This is a genomic window from Rhizobium sp. SEMIA 4085, from assembly GCF_013004495.1.
Taxonomy (GTDB): domain Bacteria; phylum Pseudomonadota; class Alphaproteobacteria; order Rhizobiales; family Rhizobiaceae; genus Rhizobium; species Rhizobium gallicum.
Window position 1 is genome coordinate 1 of record NZ_JABEPH010000156.1, and the last position, 12,915, is coordinate 12,915.

The following is a 12,915-nucleotide window of genomic DNA, read 5'->3' on the forward strand; positions in this document are numbered from 1 at the left end:
CGAAGGTCCAGATCAGCCAGCTCCGGCGCTCCTCCGCTAGTAGGCGCGTTTCTTCCTCGGCGGGCGACGGCGGGACGGGCTCACCGCGTTCCTTGGGTTCATCAGTCATGAAAACTCCCTCTTTTATCTGGAACAAGCGCCTCTCCGGATTGTTCCGTTGCCGGAGGAGGTAAAGACTGTCCCGGCTTTCAAATAGCAGCGAGCGAGGGCCGGACTATGGCCACTGCGGGCCTACTCTGCAGGATGTTCCACGCCGTCGAAGTTGGCTTCTGCAAGCTCCGCCGTTGCAGAGACGGGGGCCTGATTGTCCACCGAGACGACGGCGGCCGGAAGCGGCGTGCCGCGCTTGCGTTCTCGGGCGAGCGTGAGCAAGCCCGAGCAGATGATCAAAACGATGCCGGCGGCCATCGGGAGATCGATGGTATCATCAAAGATGAGATAGCCGAAGACGATTGCCCAGATCATCTGGCTGTACTGAGGCGGGGCGACGAGGTTTGCGGGCGAGAAGCGGGCCGCCGTCATGAGAAGCACGTTGCCGGTCGCCCCAAGAATGCCATAGCTTGCCATAAAGAGCCACTCGCGCGGCGTCGGAACGGCAATATCCGAGAGCATCAGAAGGCCGCTGACGATCAGCGTTCCGAGAAGTCCGGCGCCATAGAGCGAAATGCGCTTTTCGGCAGGCCCCATTGCCCGCAGGATGACGATGGAAACGGCTGCGCTCAAGCCGCCGATTGCGGCCGCCAGATGGCCCGCCGACAACTCGCGAAAGCCGGGCCTCAACACGATCATCACGCCGATGAAACCGACGACGACAGCCGTCCAGCGCTGCCAGCGCACGTCTTCCTTAAGAAAGATGACCGAAAGAATCGTCACGAAGGAGGGCAGCAGGAAGAGGAGACAGAAGGCCTCCGCCATCGGCAGCTTCGTGAAGGCGATGATCGAGGCGATCGCGCCGGTCGCACCGCAGACGAAGCGAAGCGCCCACAGTATGCGGTTCGATGTCTGGACGATATCGAGCCAGGAATCATCCCGCGCTTTGATCACCGGCAAGACGACCAGGCCGAAGATTGAGCCGATGAAGGCCACCTGGTAAGACGGGATCGCACCATGAAGGATCTTGATCGAGGCATCGCTGAAAGCGAAGACTGCATAGGCGGCGAATGCGACGAGGACACCTCGGAGCGGCGAATGGGTCGGGGACATGTTCTCGAATCGAACTTGAGGAGGTTGTCTCCCGAATACGAGAAAAACCGTGCGGAGAGCAGACGCGGTTGCGAATAGCTGCCATGCGAATGGGCACTGCTCTATCCGTCTACGTCAATTCGCTGCGAAGCTCCGCTCCGTATTCACGGTAGATGCTCAGGCAATCCGTGTAGCTCAGCGAACCGTGCTCACCGTAGATGATATGGACGGCCGACGCATCGGTTGCCGCCTGTTCGGAGACGAAGAGGATCGCCTCGCCAAGCGACTTGCCGGTGATGGGTAGGTCAGTTCCGTCTTCCTGAGTCATTCCCTTGACGATGGCTGCAATCTTGCGATGGCTGAAAACGGCACGGCGGTCTTCCGGCGTCATCGATATATCCTCGGTTGAATTCCGGCGCGGCGAAATCTGCCGCCCCGGTCATCATCAAACGTTTGTGAAGCCAATTTGTGCCGTTGATGCGAGCAGGATCGCGCAGGAAACCGGAAATTGTAAGCGGCATGGACCGTTTTGACTTTGCCCGGCCGCGTAAGGAGCGTATTCAGGGTGCCGAATTCCTGCCTGCCCGGTTCCCAGCGGCGATACGCACTTCTCCTCCGCAATGCGCAATGGCATATCGATGACAACAGTACAGACGAGTGAAAAGACGGACGAAGCGCCGAGCGCAGCTCAGGCGAAGATCGTTGCGCTGGTCGTCGCCGTATCGTTCTTCATGCAAATCCTCGACGGCACGATCGTCGCGACCTCGCTGCCGCAGATGGCGGCGAGCTTCGGCGTGCAGCCGGTCTCGATGAGCATCGGCATCACCGTCTACATGCTGACCATGTCGGCTTTCATCCCGCTTTCCGGCTGGCTTGGCGACCGTTTCGGTGCGCGGCGTATATTCCTGGCGTCGATTGGAGTCTTCACCGGGGCATCGCTCTTCTGCGGCCTTTCCGGCAGCCTTACGGAATTCATTGTCGCGCGTGCGATCCAGGGCGCCGGAAGCGCGCTGATGACGCCGGTCGGGCGCATCATCGTTTTGAAGAGTGCGCCGAAGTCTGAATTGGTGAATGCGATCGCGCTCATCACCTGGCCGGCGCTGACGGCGCCGGTCATCGGACCGGTCCTCGGCGGCTTCATCACAACCTATGCAAGCTGGCACTGGAACTTCCTGATCAATATTCCGATCGGCCTCCTCGGCATGGCGCTCGTGCTGCGCTTCGTGCCGGAGCAGCGCGAAGGGAACCCGGGTCGTCTCGATGTGCTGGGCTTCATCCTGAGCGGTGCCGGAATGACATTCGTGCTTGCCGCGCTCGAGCTCTCCGTGAAGCGGGAGGGCAGCCTTCTTCTGGTCTTTGCCATGCTTGCAACCGGTATCGTGCTTTCCGTCATGGCCACCCGGCATTTCCTGAAGGTGGAAAATCCCCTGCTCGACCTCTCGGCGTTCAAGGTCCAGACCTTTGCGATTTCGACGCTCTCGGCGGGCCCGGTCTGCCGGGTAGCGATCAACGCCACGCCCTTCCTGCTGCCGCTGTTGTTCCAGCTCGGTTTCGGCTTGAACTCGATTGCCGCGGGCACATACCTACTCGTTTATTTTCTCGGCAATCTCGGCATGAAAGCAGTGACCACGCCGCTGCTTGCGCGGTTCGGATTCCGCAATGTTCTTTGCGTGAATGGGCTGATTGCGGCGTTGTGCATCATTGCGTGCGGCTTTTTCACGCCGGATACGCCGCTGGCGGTGATCTACGCGATCCTGCTTGCGGCCGGTCTTTCACGCTCGATGGAATTTACCGCGCTGAACACGCTTGCCTTCGCCGATATCGGCCCGGAGCAGCGCACCTCTGCCTCGACACTATCAAGCATGCTCCAGCAGGCCGCCATGCTGCTCGGCGTCGCTGTTGCGGCGGCTCTGCTCAATATCTCTACCGCGCTTCGCGCGGCGCCGGACCCTGCGCTTATCGATTTCCGCTGGGCCTTTTTGGCGGTCGGCCTGATGGGGATCGTGTCGTCGTTACCCTTTTTCAGTTTGCCTGCAGATGCCGGTGCGGAAGTCTCCAAGCACAAGCGCTTTCAAGAAAAGTGAAGGCGATGGAACCATTTCGGTCCGGCTGCGTTTAGTTTCGGGTTTGCGCATCTTTCTGCGTTCGCACTATATTTTTCTATCCCGCGGAGTCTTCAGCGGGCGGGGTCATATTGCCGGCATGATTTCAAATGCGAACTTCCTTCGATCGAAGGTCTTCAGGGGGGCAGAGGCTTTGCCGCTGTTTACGCGCAATGGCCGATACAATACATTCGAATGCAGGCGACCCGGCCGCCGGGCAGTTGCGTTGCTGCTTGGCAAAATCCGGAGGCCCAATGCGTGAATCCGTTGATGATGCGGATCTCGAAATCCGCATCCTTTACATCGATGACGACGAAACACTCGCACTGCGGCTGAAGGAGAACCTCGCACGCCACGGTTTCGCGGTGGAATGGGCGCGAGACGGCGCGACCGGATTGAAGCGGATTGCTGAAGGCGGCATCGATGCTGTTGTGATCGACCATCTCCTGCAAACGGAAACCGGACTCGATGTCCTGCCGCAATTGATGGCGCTGGCTGATCATCCGCCGGTGATCTATGCGACTGCCTCCGACGACACCGGCATTGCCGTTGCGGCGTTGAGGGCGGGCGCCGACGATTATGTTCTCAAGGGCAGTTCCCCCGATTATTTCGATCTGCTTGCGGCGACGCTGGAGCAAGGGCTGGAACGTGCGCGCTACCGACGCGAGACGGCTGATGCGCAAGAAGTGATCCGCCAGCAGAGGGACCGCGCCGAGATGCTGCTTGCCGAAGTCAATCATCGTATCGCCAACAGCCTCGGCCTTGTCGGAGCGCTGATCCGCATGCAGTCGTCGATGACGACGGACCAGGTGGCGATCGACGCACTGCACGAAACGCAGATGCGTATCACCGCCATCGCGAGTGTCCGCCGGCGGCTCTACAACAGCCGTCAGATCGGCACCGTGCAGCTTGACGAATATGTCGAGAACCTTTTGAGCGAACTCGAGGCTTCCATTCGCGACGACAAGCGGCCGCACCGGATCGTTCTGACGGCCCAGCCGATGGATCTGCCAACCGACAAGGTCGTCACGCTTGGCCTCATCGTCAGCGAACTCGTCACCAATGCTTTCAAATATGCCTATAACGAAGGTGTTGAAGGCGAGATCAGGGTCATCGTCGAGCAAGCGGGCGAGCAGTTGCGTCTCGTCGTGGAGGACGATGGCGCCGGCTTCGACCATTCCAGCCCCGCGAAGGGCACCGGCCTCGGCACGAAGATATTGACCGCGATGGCAGCAAGCCTCAAATCGGAGTTGACCTATGACCCGGCCCATCGCGGCACCCGGGCCATACTGGTCTTTTCTATCGACTGACTGGCGCAGGGAGGGGAGCGGTGGCCAAGATATGCACGCCGGAGGAGGTGTATTCCTTCTGGTTCGAGGAATGCAGCCGCGAGCAGTGGTTCGAAACGACGCTCTCGCTCGATGAGGAAATTCGGCACCGTTTCCGGGATACGCACCTGGCACTGGCGGGCGGCGTGATCGGTGCCTGGCATGCGAGCCCGCAGAATCGGCTCGCCGCGGTCGTCGTGCTCGATCAGTTTCCGCGGAATATCTATCGGAACACGCCGCTTGCGGTTGCGACGGACGGGTTGGCGCTTCGCGAAGCGAAACTGGCGCTCGATGCCGGTGCCGATCAGGTCGTCGAGAAAGAATGCAGGACATTCTTCTACCTGCCTTTCGAGCATGCCGAGGACATGGCGGAGCAGGAGCGGTCGGTAATGCTGTTTCAGGCGCTTGGTGATGCGGAATATCTCGATTATGCCATTCGCCATCGCGACGTGATTGCTGCCTACGGCCGGTTTCCACACCGCAACACCATCATCGGAAGAGTTTCGACGGCGGCCGAACTGGATTATCTTGCCAGGCCCGGCGCCGGTTTCTGAGCGGCGAAAACAACTTCCGCCTTTCTGTCGCCTTTCTTTGCTATAAGAAGCAGGCCTCACTGATGAACCGAATCCTTGCGGGGACATTTTGCGGCTGACAATCATTCTGCTCCGGACGTTTCTTTGCTTGATGCTTGCAGTATCGGCTGCCGGTCTGCCTGGCAGCTTTGCGGCTGCGCAGGAGCCGCCGCAACCGCAGGCGCAGGCGCCGGCTCCCGCTCCCCTTGCGGATGCGGGGCTCGATCAAGCAGTCAAGGAGATCGAAAAGGCCAAGGCAAAGCTCACGTCCCTGCAGGACGGCGTGAAGCAGAACGCCGACAATGACGACGCCCTCGTCGGCCTGTCCGCGCAGGTGGATGAACTGGGACGCCACGTTCTCACGACCTCCGTCAATCTCCGCCCGCGTTTCGATCAGATCAAGAGCCGTCTCACCGAGCTCGGCGATCCGCCGAAGGAGGGACAGCCGCCGGAAGCGCAGATCGTTACCGAGGAGCGAAATGCGCTGACGGCAGAGCGCGCACAGATCAATGCCGTGACCGGCGATGCCGAAAACCTCTCGCTTGCCATCAACCAGCTGATGAACGAAGTAGTTGAAACCCGCCGTCGGCTTTTTGCTGCAACTTTGTTGAGGCGCACCGAGGTTTCAGTGTCGGTGCTCGACGATGCGGCCAAGGCCTTTGTCGAGGAGGTTGGCGAGTTCCGGCAGGCACTTTCGAGCTGGCTGAGTTTCGTGTGGAAGTTCAAGCGATTCGCGATGTTCGCCGCGATCTTCATGTCGCTCGCGACAGGCTTGGTCATGCTTTCAGGCGGCTACCGGATGTTCGGCCGCTACCTGACGCGGGACGACGGCGTCGAGAACCCTTCCTATATCAGCCGGCTCTCAATTGCCTTCTGGTCGACGCTGATCCGCACCTTCGCGCTTTCCGCAGTGCTGGTGACGTCATATATTTTCCTCAATGGTTTCAACGTGTTGAGGCCGGATATTGCGCCTGTTGTCGCCGCTCTTTTCGGAGCGATCGGGCTGATCTATTTCGTCGGCCGCTTCAGCAATGCCGTCTTCGCTCCCCGCGAGCCGCAGTGGCGCCTCGTGCGCCTTTCCAATCGCGGCGCGCAATCGATTGGCGCCTGCCTGCTGGCAATGGCGATCGTCAATGCGCTCGACTACCTGTTCGGCAGCGTCAGCGAAGCGATGGGCTCACCGCTGGTTCTGACCGTCGTAAGAAGCCTTATTGCGGCGCTGATTATCGGTCTCATCCTGATCGCGGCCTCCTTTGGGCGTCCGATGCTGGCGCACGACGGCGATCCCGATGCGCCAGGCCGCCACTGGCCGCGCGGCATGGCGATCATCCTTCGCCTGCTCGGCCTAGGTCTCATCCTGACCGCGCTGATCGGCTATGTCGGCCTTGCCCGCTTCGTCGCCACGCAATTCATCATCACCGGCGCGATCATCGTGACCACCTATATCGGCTTGCTCTCGGGCAAGGCGATTTCCAAGCAGGAGAGCTTCGGCGACACCTTCATCGGCCGCTTCCTGCAGAGCCGCTTCAATATGGGGCCGGTGGCGATCGATCAGGTCGGCCTTGGCGTGGGACTTGCGATCTATGCCGTTGCGCTCATGACCGGCATTCCCCTGATCCTGTTGCTCTGGGGCTTCCATATCCAGGATCTTCAGCTGATCGCCTACCGTCTTTTCACGGAGGTCCGCCTCGGCGGGATCAGCATTTCGCTGCTCGGTATCTTCACCGGAATTCTGCTTTTCGCCGGCGGTTATTTCCTGACTCGCTGGGTTCAGCGATGGCTCGACAGCAACGTCATGGCGCGAAGCCATGTCGATCTCGGCGTGCGCAATTCCGTCAAGACCGGCATCGGTTATCTCGGCGTCGCCGTCGCTGCGATCATCGGCGTTTCGGCGGCAGGTATTGACCTTTCGAACCTGGCACTTGTTGCTTCGGCGCTTTCGGTCGGTATCGGTTTCGGCCTGCAGAACATTGTCTCGAATTTCGTTTCGGGCCTGATCCTGCTTGTGGAACGGCCATTCAAGGTCGGTGACCATGTCGTCTCCGGCACGGCAGAAGGTATCGTAACGCGCATTTCCGTGCGTGCGACGGAGATCGAGACTTTCCGCAAGCAGTCGATCATCGTGCCGAACTCCGAACTCATCAATGCTGCGGTCGGCAACTGGACACACCGCAACAAGGTCGGCCGTTCGGAAATCCCCATTTCCGTCAGCTACGATGCCGATCCGCAGAAAGTCATGGATATCCTCCTGGAGCTGGTCAACGAGGCGCCATTCGTGCTGCGCAATCCGGAGCCGCATGTCGAGTTTTTGCGTTTCGGCGCCTATTCGCTTGACTTCGAGCTGCGCTTCATGCTGGCCGACATGGGCGAGGGCATGAACGTCAGGAACAACCTACGTATCGCCATCCTCAAACGCTTCAAGGAAGAAGGGATCGAAATCCCGCTGCCGCAGAGCGACGTCATTTTCCACCGCGACCACGTGCCTGGCCCGGCGCTGGAACCTTCCTCGACAAGAGCAGACGAACAGCCTGTCGGCGATACCGGCGTGACGGACACCGGAGCGGTGCGACAGCTGCGCAGCAAAGCGGCCGATGGCAATCGCAAAGGCTAAGTATTTTATTCAGGGATCCTTCAGAGGCTCTCGCTTATAAAGCCTGGGCAATCGGAATTTCGCTGCTGGGGCAGCAGCGCCGAGACGCTCCAGGGGAGGGCGCATCGCTGCGCCGCGCTGAATGGCAAGGTTTGCCACGGTCATGCTTCTTTCGCTTCTCATCGCCGCGGGCGCTGAAGCGGCGACAATCACCAACACTGATCCGGCGCCGGTCGTCGTTATCGTCACCGAAGGCGGAAACCGCGTCGAGGTCGTCGTCGATGCCGGCGCATCGGAGACGCTCTGCGCCGCAGGCTGTTTCATGACGACGCCGGACGGCGACCGCATCGGCCTCGGTGGCGGCGAGACAATCGAGATCGTCAAAGGCTCGGTCATCATCAAGTAGACGTTCGGCACGGCCGTTCGCGAATAGTCTCTTAAGCATAAGTCGAGAAATAGCAGCCAGTCTTACGGACTGCCTTCTTCTCATGGCATCGCGCCACGTCGATTAACAAATACTCAAACGAATTGATGTATCGGTTCGGCCGGGGACAGAATTTCCATCAAAAGGTTTGCTATGTCATTTTTAGGCATTTCGGGAATGCAGTATTCCGGAGAGATGTTTGCTGGTGCGCGTATTATTCTCGCTGAAGATTCAAATGTCTTTACGTCGATGATCAGCAAACGGCTGAAGGAGCTTTTCAATATCGACGTCGAGATCTGCCGCAATTTCGAGGAATTGCAGCTTGCTTACGACAAGTCTTCCGAGCCGATCATGCTCGCGATCTCCAACATCAATCTCCCCGGCGCTGAGAAGGGCGAGGCGCTGGAATATCTGGTCGATCTCAGCATTCCGACCATCGTCTTTACCGGCACCTTCAACGAGGGCCTGCGCGACGAACTGATGGCGAAGGATATCGTCGACTACATCCTTAAGGACAACATCTTCGCGGTCGATCTGCTCGCCGAAGCGATCTGCCGTTTCCTGACGAACAAGCGCCATCACGTGCTGATCGTGGACGACAGCGCCACGGCGCGCGCGCTGCTCTCCAGCCGCCTGAGGCGCTATAACTTCCGCGTCAGCGTTGCCGAGAGCGGTGCCAAGGCGCTCGAGATCCTGAAGGCCAATCGCGACATTGGCCTCATGGTCACCGACTACAACATGCCCGATATCGACGGCTTCGAGCTTACGCGACGCATCCGCGCCAGTATCGGCTCGCATCAGCTGCGCATCATCGGCGTCTCGTCCTCATCCAACCGACTGCTTTCGGCGCGCTTTCTCAAGGCGGGTGGCAACGATTTCATGCTGCGCCCGTTCATCGACGAGGAGTTCTATTGCCGCGTCAACCAGAACCTCGACACGCTGCTGCAGATCCAGACGATGAAGAAGGAGAGGGCCGTTGCCTGATTCGAGGATCGAACGCGGTATCAGGAGGCCCCCGGATGAATGAGGAGCCCCCTGGCGTTGTGGAGATACCTCGAATTGTTGCAATTGCAGGTTACTTTATAGCCGTTCTGCCCCTTCAACCCTTGAGGTCTCTCGGCTATCGTCCTTGCCGCCGCAATGAAGGCCGATTCGGCTTTTCATTGCACTTGGGAGAGTAGGGGGCATGGCATTTCAGGCGGATTTCAGTCGGGACGGCTCGGGCCCTCGCTTCGGAACGCAGAAGTTACTTCTGGTTGAAGATTCCCGGATGTTTTCCGCCGTGCTCTGCCATCGGTTTCAGGCCGAGCTCGGCCTCAACGTCAAGCCCTGTTCTTCGCTGAAGGCGCTGCAGGAGGCTTTGGCGCAGGACCGTCAGGGATTCACGATGGCCGTCGTCGATCTGAACCTGCCGGATTCGCCCTATGGCGAGGCGCTTGATTGCACGATCGAGCACAATGTTCCCACGATCGTTTTTACCGCGACCTTCGATACGGCGACCCGCAACCGGATACTGGAACGCAACGTCATCGATTACGTCCTCAAGGACAATGAATTCGCGCTCGACAATCTGGTCGCGACCGTGCGCCGCGCGATGCTGAACCGCAAGACGCGCGTCCTCGTTGTCGATGACGTTCCGTCTGCGCACCAGGTGCTCGTCGACCTCTTGAAGGCGCAGCAGTACATGGTCGTCGAGGCAACCTCGGGGCTCGAAGCTCTGGCTGCGCTTGAGGCCTACAGTGACATCGAACTTGTGGTGACCGACCATCACATGCCGGACATGACTGGCTATCAGCTCACGCGGCGCATCCGTCATCGCTTCGGTTCCGACAGGATGCGTGTCATCGGCATCTCCTCTTCCAACGACCGGATGCTGTCGGCAAGCTTCCTGAAGGCCGGCGCCAGCGACTTCGTTTACAGGCCGTTCGTGGCCGAGGAACTTCAGTGCCGCATTGCCAACAATGTCGAGACGCTGACTCAGATGAAGCAACTGCGATCCGCCGCCGCATGCGATTATCTGACCGGCCTCTATAACCGCCGCTATTTCTACGATTACGGGCCAAAGGTCGTGAACGAGTGCCTGAGGCAAAAATCGCCGAGTTCAGTCGCTATCCTCGACATCGATCATTTCAAACGGCTGAATGACACCTATGGCCACGAGATCGGCGACGAGGTGCTGAAGGCGGTTGCAAGCCGGCTTGCTGCAATCTTCGAAGGCAGTGACAATCTTCTCTCGCGCCTCGGCGGCGAGGAGTTCGCTATCCTTTTCCCGATGGTGGATTCGGCTGCGGCAACGAAGCTCTGCGACGAAATCCGCTCGGATATCTCGCGGCTGAAGGTGGCTGCCGACGACGAGGAACTCTCGGTCACCATCTCGATCGGCGTTGCGGAAATCTCGGGCTACGAAACCTTCGAGAATTACCTCAACGCCGCCGACCAGTTTCTCTACATGGCCAAACACAAGGGCCGTAACCAGGTCTATTCCGACGCCAGGATGACGGAGGAAGCGGCGCAGTAGTGCGCCGCTTCCTTTATTATGCTGCGATCGCTTGGCGAGCCGTTGCCATCGTCAGCTTGCGCTCGGCGCGCTCCTGCTGCGGTGAACGGTTGTAAAGTTCGCGATAACACTTCGAGAAGTGCGATGCGGAGACGAAGCCGCAAGCGACTGCGACTTCGACGACCGGCATCGAAGACTGCACCAGCAGGTGACGGGCGCGATCGAGCCGGATCTCCAGATAGTAGCGGGCGGGAGACCGGCCCATTTCCTGCCGGAAAAGCCGCTCGATCTGGCGGCGGGACAGGCCGGCGCCATCCGCGATCTCAAGCAGCGACAGAGGTTCGGCGAGATTGCCTTCCATCAGTTCGATGATCGACAGAACCTTGGAATTCTGGACACCGAGGCGGGCGCGTAGCGGCAGGCGCTGACGGTCGTGCGGACTGCGGACGCGATCGGTCAGATGCTGCTCGCAGACACGGTTGACGAGCGCTTCGCCGAAATCCTGGCCGATGAGGTTCAACATCATGTCGAGCGAAGCGGTCCCGCCGGCGCAGGTGTAGAGATTGCTGTCCACTTCATAGAGGTCGGCATAGACCTCCGCCTGCGGAAAGGCTTCGGAGAAGCCCGGCAGGTTTTCCCAGTGGATCGCGCAGCGCTTGCCGTTCAAGAGCCCGGCTTGAGCAAGCACATGCGCGCCCGTACAGAGACTGCCGACGGCCACGCCGCGATTGTAGGATTCGCGAAGCCAGGCATTGACGGACTTGTTGTTGAAATCCTCGACATCGATTCCCGAACAGACGAGCACCATGTTCGGGCGGTTTTCACCGCCAAGATGCCGGCGCTCTTCGGCAAGCGACGAATTTGCCTCGACGCCGATGCCGCAGGAGGAATAGACCTTGTTGCCGTCGACCGAGGTCAGCCGCCAGGTATAAGCCTGATAGCCGAGCATGCGGTTGGCGATGCGCAGCGTGTCGATCGCCGCCGAAAAGGGCAGCATGGTGAACTGGGGAACCATAAAGAAGACGAGAGAACGCTTCTTGGTCAGCATCTTGTTCATGAGAAAAAATCCATGCTCGAGGGCGATTGCCTATTCGTTGCGTGGAATGCGTCGTTCTGATGTCTCCAAAGCGACATTCGCATGGAAAAATGCGGCCGTGAAGAGCTATTTTGCGACATTGGCGAATTTGATCGTCGTCAAATGACGAAGACAGTCGGCAAAAGTTGCGGCATCGGCCTGTCTGAAGATATATGTCTTTAGAATTCAAGATTAAATCTGCGGATCGCTGAAATGATGAAGGCGGCGCTGCCGCGGGCTGGCGCCGCCTTCAAGCGGGGAGGTATGTCGCATTCATTACATAACCTTGCGTTCATCCGCGTCGTCCGCAGACGGCCAACCAATATCCTTGCGAATGTCGAAAGGCATGGATTCGATTTCCCGCGCATTCTGCCACTGGTGCCAGGAATGTGCGAGCCTGCGGGCAAGGCTTGCTACATCAAAGTGCGCGTCGGAGGATGAGCTCTTGCCATCCCGGTAACCGATCGTAGTCATCGTCGTTTCCTTTCTCACGGTGTTTGCGCTTGATGCTTAATATGCTCCTTGGCCATCCATCAAACAAACGAATAGATTTTATGGATACGATCAGATTTGTTGAACCTATCGGAGCGGTTCACGTTTACCGCCGTAGCCGCATGTAGTTGTCCGGACAAGTTATTTGCGACGCGAAAACCAAGAAATTCATACGTATTCTAGGTTTAATCGCGATTTCTGAATCGCGTTTTTTCGGTTGACGCTAAAGAAATCAACTATTTACTGCATCGAGCAGGGTAGGCAATGTGCCTGTTTTGATCCGGCGAAAAAACAAAATAGTTGCGACGCGTTTCCAAGAAATATCGATTGACTGCGCAGAGATAGAAGCTGGCGATGAGCGGCCTTGCGCGGTTCTCCCGCATGCACAGCGCCTCAGCGAGCGACTTTGCACTCTGGCTTGAGTTGCACCATGCCAGGGCTTACGGAGAGATGGCCGAGGGCATGGCCCCATATCAGCGGAGACGATCACGGGTTTCGCTAGTCACTCGCGTCAATCGGGCTTAGGTCTGAATTTCATCCCGTCTATCTGTCCCCAATCATCGTACAGCAAGACGACTCCGTTTCGAGCAAAAGCATCCAGAATCTTACTAGGCGACTCGTCGGCGACCTTGCCATCCTTTTCAACTTGATAC

11 protein-coding genes are annotated in these 12,915 nt (G+C 58.8%); 7 read left to right on the forward strand and 4 right to left on the reverse strand.

Annotated features, from left to right (window positions below):
• Positions 1-231: 231 nt before the first annotated feature.
• Both C9413_RS16725 and C9413_RS16730 read right to left on the reverse strand, forming a co-directional pair.
• Positions 232-1,203, reverse strand: coding sequence for a DMT family transporter (locus tag C9413_RS16725; protein WP_170250656.1), 972 nt, complete (start codon positions 1,201-1,203; stop codon positions 232-234).
• Between the two features lie 109 nt (positions 1,204-1,312).
• Positions 1,313-1,573, reverse strand: a complete 261-nt coding sequence (locus C9413_RS16730; protein ID WP_039845259.1) for a hypothetical protein — start codon at positions 1,571-1,573, stop codon at positions 1,313-1,315.
• A 247-nt stretch (positions 1,574-1,820) separates the two neighbouring features.
• On the opposite strand from C9413_RS16730, the gene C9413_RS16735 reads away from it, so the two are divergent.
• The 7 genes from C9413_RS16735 to C9413_RS16765 all read left to right on the forward strand — a co-directional run bounded on the left by C9413_RS16735 (position 1,821) and on the right by C9413_RS16765 (position 10,716).
• On the forward strand, positions 1,821-3,266 hold the full coding sequence (locus C9413_RS16735; RefSeq protein WP_170250657.1) for a DHA2 family efflux MFS transporter permease subunit: 1,446 nt from the start codon (positions 1,821-1,823) through the stop codon (positions 3,264-3,266).
• A 272-nt stretch (positions 3,267-3,538) separates the two neighbouring features.
• Entirely contained in the window at positions 3,539-4,594 is a 1,056-nt protein-coding gene (locus C9413_RS16740; RefSeq protein WP_170250658.1) for a histidine kinase dimerization/phosphoacceptor domain -containing protein, read from the forward strand.
• A gap of 20 nt (positions 4,595-4,614) precedes the next feature.
• Complete coding sequence (locus C9413_RS16745; protein WP_170250659.1) at positions 4,615-5,166, forward strand: DUF924 family protein; 552 nt, start codon at positions 4,615-4,617, stop codon at positions 5,164-5,166.
• Positions 5,167-5,254: 88 nt separating this feature from the next.
• Positions 5,255-7,795, forward strand: coding sequence for a mechanosensitive ion channel family protein (locus C9413_RS16750; RefSeq protein WP_170250660.1), 2,541 nt, complete (start codon positions 5,255-5,257; stop codon positions 7,793-7,795).
• A 121-nt stretch (positions 7,796-7,916) separates the two neighbouring features.
• The gene (locus tag C9413_RS16755) at positions 7,917-8,180 is read left to right on the forward strand and encodes a hypothetical protein (protein WP_039845255.1); all 264 of its coding nucleotides are present in this window, start codon (positions 7,917-7,919) and stop codon (positions 8,178-8,180) included.
• A gap of 171 nt (positions 8,181-8,351) precedes the next feature.
• A complete protein-coding gene (locus C9413_RS16760) occupies positions 8,352-9,182 on the forward strand; it encodes a response regulator (protein ID WP_039845254.1) in 831 nt (276 codons plus the stop codon).
• 202 nt (positions 9,183-9,384) lie between these two features.
• Complete coding sequence (locus tag C9413_RS16765; RefSeq protein WP_170250661.1) at positions 9,385-10,716, forward strand: diguanylate cyclase; 1,332 nt, start codon at positions 9,385-9,387, stop codon at positions 10,714-10,716.
• A gap of 16 nt (positions 10,717-10,732) precedes the next feature.
• Here C9413_RS16765 and C9413_RS34495 read toward each other — a convergent pair whose 3' ends face one another.
• Positions 10,733-11,752, reverse strand: coding sequence for a GlxA family transcriptional regulator (locus tag C9413_RS34495; protein ID WP_039845252.1), 1,020 nt, complete (start codon positions 11,750-11,752; stop codon positions 10,733-10,735).
• A gap of 294 nt (positions 11,753-12,046) precedes the next feature.
• Positions 12,047-12,244 (reverse strand): hypothetical protein, encoded by a 198-nt coding sequence (locus tag C9413_RS16775; protein ID WP_028739595.1) that lies wholly within the window; start codon positions 12,242-12,244, stop codon positions 12,047-12,049.
• Between the last annotated feature and the right edge of the window lie 671 nt (positions 12,245-12,915).